Origin of the sequence: Thiolinea disciformis DSM 14473, from assembly GCF_000371925.1 — a bacterium.
GTDB lineage: Bacteria > Pseudomonadota > Gammaproteobacteria > Thiotrichales > Thiotrichaceae > Thiolinea > Thiolinea disciformis.
Genome location: NZ_AQVE01000008.1, coordinates 86,504 through 102,739 on the forward strand (window position 1 = coordinate 86,504; position 16,236 = coordinate 102,739).

General features: G+C 46.9%; 18 protein-coding genes. 14 read left to right on the forward strand and 4 right to left on the reverse strand.

What is annotated here, in order from left to right; genetic code table 11:
* Window positions 1-6: 6 nt before the first annotated feature.
* Window positions 7-456, forward strand: a complete 450-nt coding sequence (locus A3IE_RS0108385) for a MaoC family dehydratase (protein WP_020395163.1) — start codon at window positions 7-9, stop codon at window positions 454-456.
* Window positions 453-1,655 (forward strand): 3-oxoadipyl-CoA thiolase, encoded by a 1,203-nt coding sequence (pcaF, locus tag A3IE_RS0108390; RefSeq protein ID WP_020395164.1) that lies wholly within the window; start codon window positions 453-455, stop codon window positions 1,653-1,655. Before A3IE_RS0108385 ends, pcaF begins: the two co-directional genes overlap by 4 nt.
* A 31-nt stretch (window positions 1,656-1,686) precedes the next feature.
* On the opposite strand, the gene A3IE_RS0108395 is transcribed toward pcaF, so the two are convergent.
* From A3IE_RS0108395 to A3IE_RS0108405, 3 genes are all read right to left on the reverse strand, one after another.
* Window positions 1,687-2,373 carry an intradiol ring-cleavage dioxygenase gene (locus tag A3IE_RS0108395; protein WP_020395165.1) on the reverse strand — a complete coding sequence of 229 codons (687 nt, stop codon included), beginning with the start codon at window positions 2,371-2,373 and terminating at the stop codon, window positions 1,687-1,689.
* Between the two features lie 101 nt (window positions 2,374-2,474).
* On the reverse strand, window positions 2,475-3,416 hold the full coding sequence (locus tag A3IE_RS0108400) for a PaaX family transcriptional regulator (RefSeq protein ID WP_020395166.1): 942 nt from the start codon (window positions 3,414-3,416) through the stop codon (window positions 2,475-2,477).
* Window positions 3,413-4,030 (reverse strand): hypothetical protein, encoded by a 618-nt coding sequence (locus A3IE_RS0108405; RefSeq protein ID WP_020395167.1) that lies wholly within the window; start codon window positions 4,028-4,030, stop codon window positions 3,413-3,415. The genes A3IE_RS0108400 and A3IE_RS0108405 overlap by 4 nt, the downstream gene beginning before the upstream one ends.
* 198 nt (window positions 4,031-4,228) lie before the next feature.
* On the opposite strand from A3IE_RS0108405, the gene paaZ reads away from it, so the two are divergent.
* The 12 genes from paaZ (at window position 4,229) to paaK (ending at window position 15,562) form a co-directional block, all read left to right on the forward strand.
* Window positions 4,229-6,277 carry a phenylacetic acid degradation bifunctional protein PaaZ gene (gene paaZ / locus A3IE_RS0108410; protein ID WP_020395168.1) on the forward strand — a complete coding sequence of 683 codons (2,049 nt, stop codon included), beginning with the start codon at window positions 4,229-4,231 and terminating at the stop codon, window positions 6,275-6,277.
* Entirely contained in the window at window positions 6,274-7,215 is a 942-nt protein-coding gene (gene paaA, locus A3IE_RS0108415; protein WP_020395169.1) for a 1,2-phenylacetyl-CoA epoxidase subunit PaaA, read from the forward strand. The genes paaZ and paaA overlap by 4 nt, the downstream gene beginning before the upstream one ends.
* A gap of 12 nt (window positions 7,216-7,227) precedes the next feature.
* Window positions 7,228-7,509, forward strand: a complete 282-nt coding sequence (gene paaB / locus A3IE_RS0108420) for a 1,2-phenylacetyl-CoA epoxidase subunit PaaB (protein WP_020395170.1) — start codon at window positions 7,228-7,230, stop codon at window positions 7,507-7,509.
* 8 nt (window positions 7,510-7,517) lie between these two features.
* Window positions 7,518-8,279: a 1,2-phenylacetyl-CoA epoxidase subunit PaaC gene (paaC, locus tag A3IE_RS0108425; protein WP_020395171.1), complete on the forward strand. Its 762-nt coding sequence runs from the start codon at window positions 7,518-7,520 to the stop codon at window positions 8,277-8,279.
* Window positions 8,280-8,284: 5 nt separating this feature from the next.
* Window positions 8,285-8,842, forward strand: coding sequence for a 1,2-phenylacetyl-CoA epoxidase subunit PaaD (paaD, locus tag A3IE_RS0108430; RefSeq protein ID WP_020395172.1), 558 nt, complete (start codon window positions 8,285-8,287; stop codon window positions 8,840-8,842).
* A 10-nt stretch (window positions 8,843-8,852) separates the two neighbouring features.
* A complete protein-coding gene (gene paaE, locus A3IE_RS0108435) occupies window positions 8,853-9,950 on the forward strand; it encodes a 1,2-phenylacetyl-CoA epoxidase subunit PaaE (RefSeq protein ID WP_020395173.1) in 1,098 nt (365 codons plus the stop codon).
* 84 nt (window positions 9,951-10,034) lie between these two features.
* Window positions 10,035-11,066, forward strand: coding sequence for a TRAP transporter substrate-binding protein (locus A3IE_RS0108440; protein ID WP_020395174.1), 1,032 nt, complete (start codon window positions 10,035-10,037; stop codon window positions 11,064-11,066).
* Window position 11,067: 1 nt separating this feature from the next.
* Window positions 11,068-11,610, forward strand: a complete 543-nt coding sequence (locus tag A3IE_RS0108445) for a TRAP transporter small permease (protein WP_020395175.1) — start codon at window positions 11,068-11,070, stop codon at window positions 11,608-11,610.
* A gap of 4 nt (window positions 11,611-11,614) precedes the next feature.
* Complete coding sequence (locus tag A3IE_RS0108450) at window positions 11,615-12,916, forward strand: TRAP transporter large permease (protein ID WP_020395176.1); 1,302 nt, start codon at window positions 11,615-11,617, stop codon at window positions 12,914-12,916.
* Window positions 12,917-12,933: 17 nt separating this feature from the next.
* The gene (gene paaG, locus A3IE_RS0108455) at window positions 12,934-13,725 is read left to right on the forward strand and encodes a 2-(1,2-epoxy-1,2-dihydrophenyl)acetyl-CoA isomerase PaaG (RefSeq protein ID WP_020395177.1); all 792 of its coding nucleotides are present in this window, start codon (window positions 12,934-12,936) and stop codon (window positions 13,723-13,725) included.
* Window positions 13,726-13,740: 15 nt separating this feature from the next.
* Window positions 13,741-14,208: a hydroxyphenylacetyl-CoA thioesterase PaaI gene (gene paaI / locus A3IE_RS0108460; protein ID WP_020395178.1), complete on the forward strand. Its 468-nt coding sequence runs from the start codon at window positions 13,741-13,743 to the stop codon at window positions 14,206-14,208.
* 43 nt (window positions 14,209-14,251) lie between these two features.
* Window positions 14,252-15,562: a phenylacetate--CoA ligase PaaK gene (paaK, locus tag A3IE_RS0108465; RefSeq protein ID WP_020395179.1), complete on the forward strand. Its 1,311-nt coding sequence runs from the start codon at window positions 14,252-14,254 to the stop codon at window positions 15,560-15,562.
* Window positions 15,563-15,607: 45 nt separating this feature from the next.
* Here the strand turns inward: paaK and A3IE_RS0108470 are convergent, their stop codons facing one another.
* Window positions 15,608-16,132: a hemerythrin domain-containing protein gene (locus tag A3IE_RS0108470; protein ID WP_020395180.1), complete on the reverse strand. Its 525-nt coding sequence runs from the start codon at window positions 16,130-16,132 to the stop codon at window positions 15,608-15,610.
* Between the last annotated feature and the right edge of the window lie 104 nt (window positions 16,133-16,236).

Below are 16,236 nucleotides of genomic sequence, written 5' to 3' on the forward strand. Positions count from 1 at the left end.
GAACGCGTGCGCTTTAGTGAATTTAGTGCTGGGCAAGTGCTCAAAGCAGGGCCTTATGGGCTGAGTGAGCAGGAATTAGTTCAGTTTGCCACTGCCTATGATCCACAATGGTTTCATACCGAAAAACAAAATGCTGAGCTAGGGCCTTTTGCAGGCTTGATTGCCAGTGGTTGGCACACCTGTGCTATTGCGATGCGCATGGTGGTTGGCGTGGCTTTGGCGGGTTCAGAATCGTTTGCCTCACCGGGGCTAAGTTATGTGAAATGGCCTAATCCAGTGCGGGTAAATGATCAATTATTTTTGACGATTCAAGTTTTGGAAGCACGTCGCTCCAGTAAGCGTCCTGATTTGGGCGTATTACGCTGGCGTTGGCAATTGTTTAATCAAGAGCAACTGGAGGTTTTGGACTTGGAGGCAACCAGTTTGTTCGACTTATCTCAGAAGGCAAACCCATGACTCAGGCTTATATTTGTGATGCGATTCGTACCCCGTTTGGGCGTTATGGTGGTGCTTTATCCTCGGTACGTGCTGATGATTTAGGCGCTGTTCCATTGAAAGCACTGATGCAGCGTAACCCTTCTGTGGATTGGACTCAGGTAGCGGATGTGTTATATGGCTGTGCCAACCAAGCAGGCGAGGATAATCGCAATGTGGCGCGCATGTCAGCCTTATTAGCGGGTTTGCCGATTGATGTTCCAGGTTCCACCATTAACCGTTTATGTGGTTCAGGGATGGATGCGATAGGCTCTGCGGCACGGGCGATTAAAGCAGGCGAAGCTGGTTTAATGCTGGCGGGTGGCGTAGAAAGCATGAGTCGCGCTCCTTTTGTGATGCCTAAAGCGGATTCCGCTTTTAGTCGTAGTAATGCTGTGTACGATACAACCATTGGCTGGCGCTTTGTGAATGAGTTAATGCGCAAACAGTATGGCGTGGATTCGATGCCAGAGACGGCTGAAAACGTCGCAGTGGATTTTAATATTGAGCGCGAAGCGCAAGATTTAATGGCATTGCGTTCGCAGCAGAAAGCGCTTAAAGCGCAGCAGACGGGGATATTTGATCAGGAAATTACGCCAGTCAGTATTGCGCAGCGCAAAGGCGATGCGGTGATCGTGAATAAGGATGAGCATCCACGCGAGACCTCGTTGGAAGCCTTAGCGAAGTTAAAAGGTGTGGTTAGTGCCACGGGTTCGGTGACGGCTGGTAATGCCTCTGGGGTCAATGACGGTGCTTGCGCGGTCTTATTGGCTAGTGAGCAGGCCGCCAAGCAACAGGGTTTAACCCCGCGTGCACGTGTGGTCGGCATGGCCACCGCTGGCGTTGCACCGCGTATTATGGGGATTGGGCCAGCACCTGCTTCGCGTAAAGTATTAGCATTGACAGGCTTAAGCCTCGATCAAATGGATGTGATCGAGCTAAATGAAGCCTTTGCTGCTCAGGGTTTAGCGGTTTTGCGTGAGTTAGGTTTAAAAGACGATGATCCGCGTGTTAATCCAAATGGTGGCGCTATTGCCTTAGGGCATCCGTTGGGAGCGAGTGGGGCGCGCTTAGTGACCACGGCGATGTATCAGCTCCAACGTAGTCAGGGACGCTATGCTTTATGCACGATGTGTATTGGTGTTGGACAGGGTATCGCGTTAATTATCGAGCGTGTCTAGGATTCAGCACAAGGTGTAGCAGTTGAAACTGCTACACACTCACACCGATAGTGATCTGCCCTTGATAAGCATTATTGTTGGCTTGCAAGTTAAGCAGCATGGCTTCGCCGCCGTCTTGGAAAAGAAAGTCGTTGCGATTGCCAGTTCCACGTCGTCCCCGCCCGTTATAAGGTGCTTGCTGATAAATAAGGTCACTGAAAGCATCGTCAAAATAAATCTGTGAAGTAAATTCACTATTGCGCGTGCGTACTTTGACATGGATATGCGGTGTGCGCCCCGGATACCAGCCCGGATAAATGGTGGTGAAATTAACTAAGCCTTGAGCATTGGTCACTTGATAGCCACGCAGAAAACGTTGTCCAGTGCTATCTGCATAAGAGTCACGCACGTCGGAGTAAATGCCGCGCGCATTACAATGCCAAATATCAACCTGCGCACCTGCTAGGGGTTGGCAGCGACCCGATTGCACCGCTTGTATCTGTAATGCCAATTGTAGTATCACGCCAGATTCGACTTTGCCAGAGCGTGGATCGCTACGAATATCGGTACGGTTTAAATCCTCATCGACAAAATACGGCCCTTCTGTTTGTTCTGGAGAGAGTATACACGCAGGTGTATCTGTTCTGGCCCATGTTGTCGCACTGAATAGACCTAAAGTACTGGCGCCTAAGGCCATTAAGGTACGACGGCGTGAGCTATCCATGGGAAGATTTGCCATTCTCTTAGCCTCAAAAACTCTAAGCGTCTAGTGTGGCGTAATCAGATTTAAAATGCCGTAAAACTTAATAAACCTAGGAGAATTGTCGCGTGAGAACAAAGTCAGTGATTAGCTAGAAAACGCTGATAATAAGAGGCATTAGGCTGTGCAAATTTACCCTTTTCGGTTTCGCTTAAAGCAAGAAAATACTGTTCAGCGGCGGGTGCGATAGTTTGATAGAGCTGTGCGGTCAGGCTTCGAGCTTTACTACTCCAGGATTCCGCTTGAGCGAGTTCATGGGGTAATTCGGGTTCACGCAATAAGATACGGCGGTACTTTAGAATTAAGAGGGTACGAATTAAAAAACAGAGTTGTGGGTCTAGGGGGGTAGTCTCGGCTAAAGCAGCTTGGAGTACAGGGGAAAATAGTTGATGAAACGCTTCATATTCTTCCTCAAAAGCTTGCACATTAAAGCAATTTTTAATGAGCTGATTGGCAGTCGGTAGATGTTCCAATTCATGGGCGTAAGCGCGTAACATGACGAGATGTTGGCTAACTTGCATGTCTTCGGCCATCTGTTTAACCACGGCCAGATCAAGACTGGGATGCGCGAATACACCGTTCGTAATAAGTGTGAAGCCAAGCCATAATAACTCTTTGCGTACAGCCTCGCGTTGTTCATTATCCAATTCGCCCAATTGGGTTAAGACTAAGCGCCATTGACCGTCCCAAGTCGGCAATTGCGCAGCATAGATACGTTGAGCGGCGCTTGCAAACTGACGTTGGCCGCGTTCAGTCAGCGAATAATAGCTACGCCGCCCGATTTGGCGAGACCTCAGGATTTTTTTTTCAGCTAGACGAAACACCGAAGTACGCACCAAGCGTTGACTAATACCTAAAGGTTCTGTGAGCTTGATTAAACTGCCTAACCAAATCGTGCCGCCATGGGGGCAGATCATGTCGCCATAAATCGTCAAAATTAAAGTATTAGCATGAATCGGTGAGGCACGTTTGAAGGCCTCAACGACTTCACTGGCGGTATGGTGAAACGTTGCTAGATTCACGTTAATTTAGCATCTGTATTTTTTAACTGGTACAAAGGCACTAAATTTTCCAAGCTTAGGCGCGTCCGATTGGGCTCTATTTCACTCAATGGCGTGGTTTCTACCAAGCTTTGGTGGCAGCGTAGGGTTAGCTGTTGATAGGTGGAAGTGCCAGCTTCTTTCCAAGCAATTTCTTGCTCGCTCAGGGTGCGAATAATACGCGCTGGTGTTCCAGCCACCAATTGTTTTTCCGGAATAATCATATTGGCTTTTACAAAACTCATGGCTGCCACAATGGAGGAATGTCCTACTTCGGCTCCGTCCATGATCACACTGTTCATTCCAATTAAGGCATTTTCTTTAATACGACAGCCATGTAGCACCGCACCGTGACCAATATGTCCATTGCGCTCGACGACCGTGTCGGTATTTGGAAAACCATGCATCACACAGGTATCTTGCAGATTAGCACCTTCCTCAAGAATTAAGCGCCCAAAATCACCTCTGAGCACCGCACCAGGTCCGACATAACAACCCGCAGCCACGATCACATCGCCAATAATCGTTGCAGTCGGATGGATAAAACTCGTGGGATGGATGACAGGACGGATGCCATCAATCGCGTAGTAAGGCATAGTGAACTCCTCCTCAAATATCGTGTGAACTTATGATACAAAATTCACGAAAAAAATGGTAATCCTGCATTAATGACGCTTAATTATTCCTTCTATAGCAGGGGTTTATTGGGGTATGTGATACTTAAAAATAGTTTTTGACTAAGTTGATGTGTCATATTAAGATGATTTTTATCAAAATACGGAGGAGATCGGCGGATGAAGCTGCAAAGCTATGCGCAAGGTGAATGGTATGCCTCTTCAACAACAGGAACAGTGATTCATCACGCGATAAGTGGTGAAGCTATTGCTGAAATCAGCAGCGAGGGTCTCGATTTTCAGGCTATGCTGGATTATGCACGCCAAGTCGGATCCCCTAATTTACGCCGTTACACTTTTCACCAACGCGCGCTCATGCTTAAAGCTTTAGGCCAATATCTCATGGAGCGCAAAGAGCTTTTTTACACACTCTCCAAAGCAACCGGCGCTACTCGGACGGATTCGTGGATTGATATTGAAGGTGGGATTGGCACCATGTTGGTATTTGCCAGCAAAGGTCGACGTGAACTCCCCAATAGCAATTTATATATCGATGGCTCCCAAGAGCAGATTTCACGTCACGGTACTTTCACTGGTATCCATGTCTATACGCCGATTACAGGTGTAGCCTTACAAATTAATGCGTTTAACTTCCCTGTTTGGGGGATGTTAGAAAAGCTTGCACCCAGCTTTTTAGCTGGTGTTCCCAGTATTGTTAAACCAGCTAGTCAAACGGCCTATCTCACTGAGCTAGTTGTACGCCATATTATTGAGTCGAACCTTCTGCCTGAAGGTTCACTGCAATTGATTTGTGGTAGTACCGGTGATTTATTTAATCACCTCACTTACCAAGATGCGGTTAGCTTTACGGGTTCGGCTTGGACGGGACAAAAACTTAAACAGCATCCCACTGTGGTGGCAAATTCCGTGCGCTTCTATATGGAAGCCGATTCCTTAAATAGTTCTATTTTAGGCAACGATGTTCAAGTGGGGTCACCTACTTTTGATTTGTATATCAAAGAAGTCGTCCGTGAGATGACAGTAAAAGCGGGGCAAAAATGCACAGCCATACGCCGTGCGATTGTGCCTGCGGATAAATTAGAAGCAGTGGCAGAAGCCTTAAAAGCGCGTTTGAGCAAGATTAGCGTGGGCGACCCCGATATTGAGGGTGTGCGCATGGGGGCTTTGGCTGGTTTGGATCAGCGCAATGATGTGCGCGGACGTATTGCTGAGCTGGCTAAAAATAATGAAATTATTTTTGGGAGCGCCGATGCTGTTGATGTGGTCGGGGCTAATCCTGAATCTGGGGCGTTTATGGCGCCAGTGTTGTTAGCCAGCCGTGACCCTTATCACACGGCTGCGCACGATGTAGAAGCCTTTGGTCCTGTGAGTACCTTGATTCCTTATCAGACAGATGAAGAGGCTATTGCCTTAGCTGCTTTAGGTAAAGGTAGCTTAGTGGCATCAGTGGTCACCGCAAGCCCCAGTGTGGCGCGTAATCTGGTGGTCGGTGTTGCCCCTCATCATGGACGTGTATTGGTGCTGGATGAAAAAGCGGCGAAAGAGTCAACTGGTCATGGTTCGCCCTTAGCCCATTTGATTCATGGTGGCCCTGGACGCGCGGGTGGCAGTGAGGAGATGGGTGGGATACGGGGTGTAAAGCACTACATGCAACGTACTGCACTACAAGGCTCACCGGATATGCTGAGCGCGGTGACAGGGATGTGGTTGCAAGGTGCTGAGCGTCATCTTGACAGTGTGCATCCTTTCCAAAAGAACTTTAATGAATTGGAAATCGGCGATGCGGTCATTAGTGAAAAGCGCACGATCAATTTGGCCGACATCGAAGCTTTTGCTGACTTGTCAGGCGATAAGTTTTATGCGCATATGGATCAAGCCGCAGCACAACGCAATCCTTTCTTCAAGGATCGTGTTGCGCATGGCTATTTCCTCGTTTCTTTAGCAGCCGGTTTGTTTGTCTGGCCGGGCGAAGGCCCTGTATTGGCGAATTATGGCTTGGATCATTTGCGCTTTGCGACCCCTGTTTATGCGGGCGATACCTTGCAAGTGCAATTTACCTGTAAGCAAAAAACCAATCGCGAAACCGAAGATTATGGCGAAGTGCGCTGGGACACCACAATTGTGAATCAAGACGGCGCTGTGGTTGCCAATTATGATGTATTGACACTGGTGGCTAAAGAAGCCCACCGTGAAGGAGTAAACTCATGAATCATGAAGAAAACTTCATGCGCAAGATTAATGCCGAAGAAAAAATTGAGCCAAAAGATTGGATGCCCGACGCTTACCGTAAAAATCTTTTGCGTCAAATTTCTCAGCACGCGCACTCCGAAGTGATTGGAATGCAGCCAGAAGGTAATTGGATCACACGCGCACCCTCCCTGCGTCGTAAAGCGGTATTGCTCGCGAAGGTTCAAGATGAAGGTGGTCATGGCCTGTATTTGTATAGTGCAGCGGAAACCTTAGGTACTTCACGTGAGGAACTGGTGGCAGCAATGCAATCCGGCGAAGCGAAGTATGCCTCTATCTTCAATTATCCAACCCAGACTTGGGCGGATATTGGGGCAATTGGCTGGCTCGTGGATGGCGCAGCAATTGTGAATCAAGTCTCGCTACAACGTACCTCTTATGGCCCTTATTCACGCGCCATGATTCGGATTTGTAAAGAAGAAAGTTTCCATCAGCGCCAAGGTTATGAGTTGATGCTGGCCTTAGCCAAAGGTAGCCCTGAGCAAAAATCGATGGCACAAGATGCGCTAAATCGTTTTTATTGGCCAGCCCTGATGATGTTTGGCCCACATGATGCTGAGTCAGCGCACTCTGCTAAATCCATGACTTGGAAAATTAAGCGCGAAAGTAATGATGATTTGCGCCAAAAGTTTATTGATCAAACCGTGCAACAGATTGAAGTGTTGGGCTTAGAGCATCCTGATAAAGATCTGAAATGGAATGAGGCACGCGGGCATTATGATTCGGGCGAAATTGACTGGGATGAGTTTTATAGCGTGATTAATGGCAATGGTCACTGCAATCGCCAGCGCTTAGAGCATCACATCCGAGCGCATGAGGAAGGGGCTTGGGTGCGTGAGGCAATGACCGCCTATAACGCAAAGCAACAAGCAAAGCAAACCCAAGCACAAGCGGCATAAAGGAGTAAGTTCATGGCTAATCTAGAGTTATACGAAGTATTTGTCCGTTCACGGCGTGGCCTTGATCATAAGCATGTGGGCAGTTTGCACGCGCAGGATGCGGAGCAAGCCTTGGAGTATGCACGTGATTGTTATACGCGACGTAGTGAAGGGGTGAGTATTTGGGTCGTGCGCTCACGTGATATTTGTGCCTCACAAGAAGATGATAGCGCAAGCTTCTATGATCCATCGGATGACAAACCTTATCGTCATGCTTTGTACTATCAGCTCCCTGACGCTGTTAACAATATGTGAGGCTAGCCATGAGTGATTTAACGGCAGCAACGTTGGAATATGCCACGCGTCTTGGTGACGATGCTTTAGTCTTGGGACACCGTATTTCGGAGTGGTGTAGTAATGGTCCTTTTTTAGAAGAGGATTTAGCCTTAAGTAATGTGGCGCTCGATTATATTGGTCGTGCCCGCATGTACTATACCTATGCCGCTGAATTAGCTGGAGGCGGTAAGACTGAGGATGATTTTGCCTATACCCGTGACGCGCGCGAGTTTCGTAATTTACTCATCCATGAATTACCCCGTGGCGACTTCGCTTATACCATGGTGCGTCAACTGTTAGTCGATGTGTTTAATCTTTTGTATTTGGAGGCGTTAACACAGTCTGCCGATGCCAATTTAGCAGCGATTGCCCACAAAGCAATTAAAGAAACTCGCTATCATTTGCGCCGTAGTAAGGAGTGGGTACTACGACTAGGCGATGGAACGGCGGAAAGTCACAAACGTACGCAGCGTGCGGTCGATGCTTTATGGGGTTATACCCATGAGTTATTTGAAATAGATGCTTTGGAGCAATCCTTAGCAGAGGTGGGTATTGGGGTAAACAATACGGGCTTGCGTCCAGCTTGGTTAGCGCAAGTCAGTGCAATCCTAAGTGAGGCCACCTTGACTGTGCCTAAGGATGATTGGGCGGTGCGTGGCGGTCGTGTTGGCTACCACACTGAAAATCTTGGACACTTGCTCACAGAATTACAGTTCTTACACCGTGCTTATCCGGGACTGAAGTGGTAAAAGCCATGAGTGTAAGCACGATTCCCATTGTGACTTCGGCTTGGCAAGAGCGTTTGCAGCGTCGCCAAGGCTCCGCTTATTCGGCTATTTGGGATTTGCTGGATGCGGTTAAAGATCCAGAAATTCCGGTGATCAGTCTATGGGACTTAGGGGTGTTATGCGATATTCAGCAACAAAGTCATGAGGATGGAACGCTGACCGTGGTAAGCATTACACCCACGTATTCAGGATGTCCAGCCGTGGATATGATGCGGGATCAAATTGCCGAAGTCCTAGAGCAAGCGCAATTACGTCCTTATCAAATCAAGACACAGCTTGCACCCGCTTGGACAACCGATTGCTTATCGCCCAAAGCACGCAAGCAATTGCAAGCCTATGGTATTGCACCACCACAAACTAGCTGTATGCACGCACAAAGCTACACACCAGAGCTTGGTGTGCCTTGTCCACGCTGTGCATCAAGCAATACGCAACGTATTAGTGAATTTGGTTCTACCGCCTGCAAAGCATTATTTCAATGTGAAGCTTGTGGTGAGCCATTTGACTACTTTAAGGTTTTATGAGGAGAGCGGCATGTCGGATACGAATTTTTACCCTTTAACCATAGCCGATGTGCGTCCTGAAACTGATACAGCAGTTTGTGTGACGTTTAAAGTGCCCAGCGACTTACAAGACAAATTTCAGTTTATTCAAGGCCAATATTTGACCTTACGCGCTACGATTAATGGTGAGGAGGTACGCCGCTCGTATTCGATTTGCTCAGGTGTACACGATCATAAATTGCAAGTAGGCATTAAGCGGGTGCGTGGTGGAAAGTTCTCGAACTATGCTAATGATCATTTTAAAGCGGGTGACGTGATTGAGGTGATGCCGCCCCAAGGACATTTCTACACGGACTTGAGCGCGGAGCAGGCTAAGAATTATATGTGTTTGGCAGCCGGCAGTGGTATTACGCCGATTTTGTCGATTATTAAAACGATTCTGGTGGAAGAGCCAAAAAGTCGAATCACCCTAATTTACGGTAATCGCCGTACACAATCCGTACTCTTTAAAGAAGAGCTGAGTTTTATTAAAAATCGTTATCTGACACGCTTTCAGTGGATCAATATTATGAGCCAAGAGGATCAGGGGGCGGATTTGATTAATGGAATGATTGATAATAATAAAGGCTCGGCTTTACATCGCAGTCGTTTGATTAATATTAAAACGACGGATGAAGTGTTTATTTGTGGCCCAGAAGCCATGATGTCAGAAGTATCGCGTGGCTTTCGTGCCTCAGGTTTTGAGGACTCACGTATTCACTATGAGTTATTTGCCAATTCTTCCGAAGATGCTGCAAAGGTCTTAGAAAAATCCCAACAACGTATTGAGACTTATGGTGAAGAAAAAACCTCGAAGGTCACGGTTATTGCGGATGGACGTGCATTGCAATTCGAATTAGCGACGGTAGGTGCGAATATTTTGGATGCAGGCATTCAGCAGGGTATGGAATTGCCTTATGCTTGCAAGGCGGGCGTATGTTCCACTTGCAAGGCCAAATTAGTTAAAGGGCAAGTGGATATGGACTTGCATCATGGCTTAGAAGCGCATGAAATTGCAGCCGGTTATATTTTAACTTGCCAAGCGCATCCGGTCTCAGACGAGGTGATTGTCGATTTTGATCAGCGCTGATGAATTTATAGATGTCATTATGATTGATTAGCTAGTTGCGTCAGCCTTAGGCTGACATCCTTAAAACTTGGAGGAGAGTTTTCTATGAAACGTCTTGCGATTCAACGTGCTGTGATGCGCGCTACTGCTGTATCAGTTGCTTTATTGATGAGTAGTGCCGCTTGGGCAGAAACAGTCATTCGAGTGGGTTCTTGGTTACCCCCTGCTCATACCATGAATGCCGATGTCTTGCCCACTTGGGGGAGGTGGATCGAAGAAGCTACCGAAGGCCGCGTCAAACTCAAAATTGAATACCCCGGCGGCGACCCTAAAGCCTTACTTGATCAAGTTCAAGATGGTGCTTATGAAGCAGCGTGGACTTTCCACGGTTATTATCCTGGGCGTTTTAAATTAACCAAAATGGTCGAATTACCGGGTATTGAAGGGGGCGCCAAAGGTGCTTCGATTGCGCACTGGCGCGTGAATGAAAAATACCTTTCGAAATCGAAAGAACATGAAGGCGTGGTATTAGCTGGTTTATTTACGCATGGCCCTGGTCAAATTCACTTAGCGAAACCTATTGAAAAACTGGCTGATCTGAAGGGTAAAAAGATTCGTATCGGTGGCGGTGTACAAGCTGATATTGGTAAGGCCATGGGGCTTGAGGGTGTTGCAGCACCGGGCTCGAAGGTTTATGAAATTCTCGCCCAAGGTGTAGCAGATGGTGCTTTTATGCCGATGGGTGAGAAGAAAACCTTGCGCTTAAAAGAAGTTGCCCCGTTCTCAATCAAATTTCCCAATGGCATGTATTTGGGAAGTTTCATGATTATTCTCAACCAAGAATTCATGGATAAACTAGATCCAAAAGACCGCGAAGCGATTATGAAGGTTTCCGGTGAAAAGTTGTCAGCGTTAGCTGGTGAAAAATGGGGGGCTGAAGCGGAAGAAGGTGAAAAAGATGCTTTAGCCGCAGGCAATACCATTAAAGAAGCAACCCCAGAAATGTTGGCAGAGTTTGCCGAAATGACTAAGGATTTTGACAAAAACTTCTTAGAAAGTGTCAAAGATAGCGGTATTGATGCAGCGGCTGCTTTAAAAGAGTTACGCGAAATTTCTAAGGCGGAAGGGGCAAAATAATATGACGAGTGCTGATCAAATCACCCAGCACTCTGAGAAAGGGCTAGTCAAGGGGCTAGCTCTTACCCTCAACCTGATTGCAGGTAGTGCTTTAACACTGATGATGATTATCACCTGTATCGATGTAATTGGCCGTTATGTTTTTAATAAACCTTTAGTGGGTGGTGTAGAGCTAATTGAAGTTTTATTAGGCGTGATGATCTTTATGGCCTTGCCAGTGATTTCTTGGCGCAATGAACAAGTAGTGGTGGATATTTTAGACCCTTTTGTTCCTCATCATGTCAGCTTTGTTCGTAATGTTTTATTTAATGTAGTGACTGCCATTGCTCTGATTGTCATTGGGATGCGTATTTGGGAGTTGGGTGCACGCGCGAGTTCTCACGGCGAAGTAACCGAGTATCTACATTTGCCAGTGGGTATGGTTATTAGCTTCTTTGGAGTCATGTGCTGGTTTACGGCCTTAGTATTGCTTACTTTAGGCATCTATCGAGCACTAGTACAGTATCGTTTAGAGCAACACTCACCTAATCCAAACTTGGAGTAGAACCATGTTAGTGTCCTTAGTGGGTTTTGCGGTTTTACTGTTTCTAATTATGGTGCGTATGCCCATTGGTATTGCCATGGGCTTGGTCGGTTTTTTTGGGTTTGCCTGGTTAAATGATTGGAATTGGACGGCTGCCTTATCCATGTCCGCACGTCGTCTTATTGACACCTCACGCGATTATAGTTTAACCGTTATCCCGCTGTTTATTCTGATGGGTAACTTTGTTACCAAATCCGGTTTATCTAATGAGCTGTATCGAGCTTCGTATGCCTTCATGGGGCATTTACGCGGCGGCTTAGCAATGGCAACGGTAGTTGCGTGTGGCGGCTTTTCAGCTATCTGTGGCTCAAGTTTAGCGACTGCCGCCACCATGTCCAAAGTGTCAATGCCACCGATGCGCAAGTATGGTTATAGCGACAGTTTAGCCACGGCATCGATTGCAGCAGGTGGCACACTTGGAATATTGATTCCTCCCAGTGTTATTTTGCTGATTTACGGCATTATGACCGAGCAAAGTATTCGCGAACTATTTGCAGCGGGTTTTCTCCCCGGCATGTTAGGGATTGTGCTTTATGTCGGTGCAGTCGCTTGGACTGTATGGCGTAATCCTAAAGCAGGCCCTCCGGGCGAGCGTTCGACGGGTAAAGAGCGCCTCGAAGCTTTAAAAGGGGTATGGGGTACTTTAGCGTTATTTGTCCTAGTTATCGGTGGCATGTATATCGGTATGTTCACTGCCACAGAAGCTGCTGGCATTGGTGCAGCGGGGGCATTTTTAATTGCATTGTCTCGCAAATCCATCACGTGGCGTAGCTTATATGAAGTGTTGACTGAAACCGCACATACCTCTGCCTCCTTATTCTTCGTCGTAATTGGTGCGCTGATTTTCTCTAACTTCATTACCCGAGCTGAGTTTCCAGACTACTTACTCCAATTTGTACAAAGCTACAACCTCAGCCCCATGGCGGTAATTTTTCTGATTTTATTCATTTATATTTTACTTGGCTGCATCTTAGAAAGTTTGTCCATGATGCTACTAACCGTGCCGATCTTTTATCCCTTGGTACAAAGCCTTGGTTTTGACTTGGTGTGGTTTGGGATTTTAGTGGTAGTGGTCACAGAAATTAGTTTGCTAACCCCACCAGTCGGGTTGAATGTCTTTGTGCTAAGTGGTGTGCTGAAAGATGTCAAAACTAGTACGATTTTTAAAGGGGTTACTCCTTTTTGGGTGGCTGACCTTATCCGCCTAACACTCTTGACTTTGATCCCCACAATCTCATTGTTTTTACCCACGGTGTTATATCGTTAATGTGCAAGGAAACGATGATGGCATTTACCCATATTGAATTTACCATTGACCAAGGCGTAGCAACGTTGAGTCTGAATCGGCCTGAGACGTTAAATAGTTTTACGGCGGATATGCATCAAGAAGTACGCCAAGCGTTGAGCGAAGTTCAAAGTAATACAGCGGTGCGTTGCTTATTGTTAACGGGTAAGGGGCGCGGTTTTTGTGCTGGACAAGATTTGAATGACCGCATGGTTGATCCGAATGCTGAAGTGGTCGATTTAGGGCAAACGATTGAGGACTATTACAACCCCTTAATTCGTCGTTTGCGCGCTTTGCCCATGCCCGTGATTTGTGCGGTGAATGGTGTGGCTGCAGGTGCTGGTGCGAACTTAGCTTTAGCGTGTGACATTGTGTTAGCAGCACGCTCGGCGAAGTTTATTCAAGCATTCTGCAAGATTGGTTTATTACCTGACTCGGGTGGTACTTGGACTTTACCGCGCTTAGTCGGTGGGGCGCGTGCCATGGCGTTAAGCTTATTAGGTGACAAAGTGAGTGCTGAGCAGGCCGAACAATGGGGCATGATTTGGAAATGTGTTGATGATGAGCATTTGCTGAAAGAAGCGACTGAGATGGCACATTATCTCGCCACACAACCGACCCAAGGCTTAGCGTATATCAAGCAAGCTTTGCAAGCCTCATCCACCAATACCTTGGATCAGCAATTGGATTTAGAACGTGATTTGCAGCGTTTAGCGGGTCGCACTGTGGATTATCGGGAAGGTATCCAAGCGTTTTTTGCTAAACGTGCGCCGCAATTTGTCGGCCATTAACCCAAGGATTGCAGCATGAACCAAACCATAAGCCCTGAGGCTTTAGCGCAATTGTGTAGTGATACTATGCACAGGAATGATAAAGCCTCCTTAGCGATGGGTATTGAGATCGTAGAAAGTCTGCCGGGTTATGCGCGTTTACAGATGCAAGTGCGTGAAAATATGCTTAATGGGCATGATGTGTGTCATGGGGGTATGATGTTTACTTTAGCAGATACGGCTTTTGCTCATGCTTGTAATAACAGCAATAAAGTGACCTTAGCCTCGGGATGCACGATTGATTTTCTTGCACCTGCTTATCAAGGGGATTGGCTTACCGCGACGGCTCAACAGCGTTCGCGTAGTGGTCGAACCGGTATCTATGATGTGGAAATTCATCGTCAAGATGGCAGTTTAATTGCGGTGTTTCGAGGGCGCTCGTATCAATTGAAAGGTCATGTTGTTCCCGAGTCAAGCGATCAGGTGACTAGCCCTGTGACTTAATACTAATGAGGCAGTGCTGGATGAGCACTGAGGAGGAGAATTTATGAGTGCCACTTCATTTCCGGAAGGTGCTTTGTCATCGGTTGAAAAAGCCAGCCGTGATGAATTGCAAGCCTTACAGTTAAAACGCCTGCAATGGACTTTGCGTCATGCCTACGCCAACTCACCGATGTATCGCAAGAAATTCGATGCTGAGGGTGTGCATCCTGATGATCTAAAAGAATTAGCGGATCTGAGAAAATTTCCTTATACCACCAAGCAAGATCTACGTGAAAACTACCCATTTGACACCTTTGCGGTGCCAATGGAGCAAGTGTCACGTATACATGCTTCCAGTGGTACAACGGGTAAGCCAACAGTGGTTGGTTATACGCAAGGCGATATTTCCCGCTGGGCCGATATGGTTGCACGTTCGATTTGGGCAGCCGGTGGCAGAGCAGGGGATAAAGTGCATGTGGCCTATGGCTATGGCTTATTTACAGGAGGCTTGGGCGCACATTATGGGGCAGAGCGTTTAGGTTGTACGGTGATTCCCATGTCGGGTGGACAAACTGAAAAACAAGTGCAACTTATCCAAGATTTTAAGCCCGATATTATTATGGTAACGCCTTCCTATTGTTTGAATATTGCCGATGAGTTCGATAGACAAGGCTTAGATCCTGTCAAATGTTCGCTGCGGATTGGTATCTTTGGTGCAGAGCCTTGGACGAATGCCATGCGTCAAGAAATCGAACAACGTATGGGCTTAAGTGCGGTCGATATTTATGGCTTATCTGAGGTCATGGGACCCGGTGTTGCACAAGAGTTTGGCTCTACTAAAGATGGTCCTACCATTTGGGAGGACGCGTTCTATCCTGAAATTATTAATCCTGATAGCTTAGAGCCGATTGCGGATGGCATAGAGGGTGAATTGGTGTTTACCTCTTTAGTGAAAGAGGCGATGCCAGTGATTCGTTATCGAACACGTGACCTAACAACTTTATTACCCGGCTCAGCGTGTGTGATGCGCCGTATGGCAAAAATTACCGGTCGCAGCGATGACATGATGATTATTCGTGGCGTAAATGTATTTCCATCGCAAATCGAAGAGCAAATTCTTAAAGTTCCACAATTATCGCCGCACTACCTGATTGAAATCACCCGTGACGGTAATCTTGATAACCTTTTAGTGCATGTGGAAGCGCGCAGTAATCAGGTAGATGCCGCAGAGCGAGCCATGGCTGCAAAAGAATTGCAACATCATATTAAAGTCATGATTGGGGTGAGTACTAAAATCAATATAGTGGGTGAAGGCGAAGTGGCACGCTCACAGGGTAAAGCACAGCGGGTTATTGATAAGCGCCCAAAAGCTTGATTGAAGTTGGGGAAGCCTATGGATTCCCCAACTGTTGCTTAGTGCTTAAATATAGGCATAAGGCAGGCTGTGATGGTGGCGGATATGGAGTGATAAGCCTAAAGCGGCTAAACCACTGCCTTCTAATACCTTTGCCGCTAAGGGTAGAAACGTATTTTCTTCGAATTGTGCATGTGCCAAATAGGCGCTTGATAATTCATGGACAATAGCAATATCTAAGTTAGCCAGCTTACCCTTGGCAAGCTTTTTAATCGCAGGCTCTATTTGATACCACAAGTTTTCGAGATGGCGGTGTTCTTGCGTGAGCGCAGAGGCTTGGGCAATCGCATTGCGGATATCCACGGGATCCGCTTTGACGGGATTACGCACCGCATCAAACAGTTCTTCCTCTTCCTCAGCATGATGAGCCAGTACCACTTTGTGAAAAAACTCATAAAGCTTTTGCGCGGTTTGTTGCGTTTTGTCCGCATTATGCAAGTGGTCGGGCAACTCCGCTAAACTTTGAAAATTAGCCATAATACCAGCATGACAGCCAGAAAATTCATTCAAAGGATTTTGGGTGGTGTTCACGATGTTTTTCCCTATTAATATTGTATAACCAGCATCATACACCTGTGTGAAAGCCCACGATTGACATCGATCAATGCTAGATAATGTTCCGTTTCTATTCTTCT

What these genes read in the sequence shown, in the direction of transcription:
- pcaF (WP_020395164.1), top strand. Translation starts at nt 453, where the DNA reads ATGACTCAGGCTTATATTTGTGATGCGATTCGTACCCCGTTTGGGCGT.
- A3IE_RS0108395 (WP_020395165.1), bottom strand. Translation starts at nt 2,373, where the DNA reads ATGGCAAATCTTCCCATGGATAGCTCACGCCGTCGTACCTTAATGGCC.
- A3IE_RS0108405 (WP_020395167.1), bottom strand. Translation starts at nt 4,030, where the DNA reads ATGCCTTACTACGCGATTGATGGCATCCGTCCTGTCATCCATCCCACG.
- paaZ (WP_020395168.1), top strand. Translation starts at nt 4,229, where the DNA reads ATGAAGCTGCAAAGCTATGCGCAAGGTGAATGGTATGCCTCTTCAACA.
- paaA (WP_020395169.1), top strand. Translation starts at nt 6,274, where the DNA reads ATGAATCATGAAGAAAACTTCATGCGCAAGATTAATGCCGAAGAAAAA.
- paaB (WP_020395170.1), top strand. Translation starts at nt 7,228, where the DNA reads ATGGCTAATCTAGAGTTATACGAAGTATTTGTCCGTTCACGGCGTGGC.
- paaC (WP_020395171.1), top strand. Translation starts at nt 7,518, where the DNA reads ATGAGTGATTTAACGGCAGCAACGTTGGAATATGCCACGCGTCTTGGT.
- paaD (WP_020395172.1), top strand. Translation starts at nt 8,285, where the DNA reads ATGAGTGTAAGCACGATTCCCATTGTGACTTCGGCTTGGCAAGAGCGT.
- paaE (WP_020395173.1), top strand. Translation starts at nt 8,853, where the DNA reads ATGTCGGATACGAATTTTTACCCTTTAACCATAGCCGATGTGCGTCCT.
- A3IE_RS0108440 (WP_020395174.1), top strand. Translation starts at nt 10,035, where the DNA reads ATGAAACGTCTTGCGATTCAACGTGCTGTGATGCGCGCTACTGCTGTA.
- A3IE_RS0108445 (WP_020395175.1), top strand. Translation starts at nt 11,068, where the DNA reads ATGACGAGTGCTGATCAAATCACCCAGCACTCTGAGAAAGGGCTAGTC.
- A3IE_RS0108450 (WP_020395176.1), top strand. Translation starts at nt 11,615, where the DNA reads ATGTTAGTGTCCTTAGTGGGTTTTGCGGTTTTACTGTTTCTAATTATG.
- paaG (WP_020395177.1), top strand. Translation starts at nt 12,934, where the DNA reads ATGGCATTTACCCATATTGAATTTACCATTGACCAAGGCGTAGCAACG.
- paaI (WP_020395178.1), top strand. Translation starts at nt 13,741, where the DNA reads ATGAACCAAACCATAAGCCCTGAGGCTTTAGCGCAATTGTGTAGTGAT.
- paaK (WP_020395179.1), top strand. Translation starts at nt 14,252, where the DNA reads ATGAGTGCCACTTCATTTCCGGAAGGTGCTTTGTCATCGGTTGAAAAA.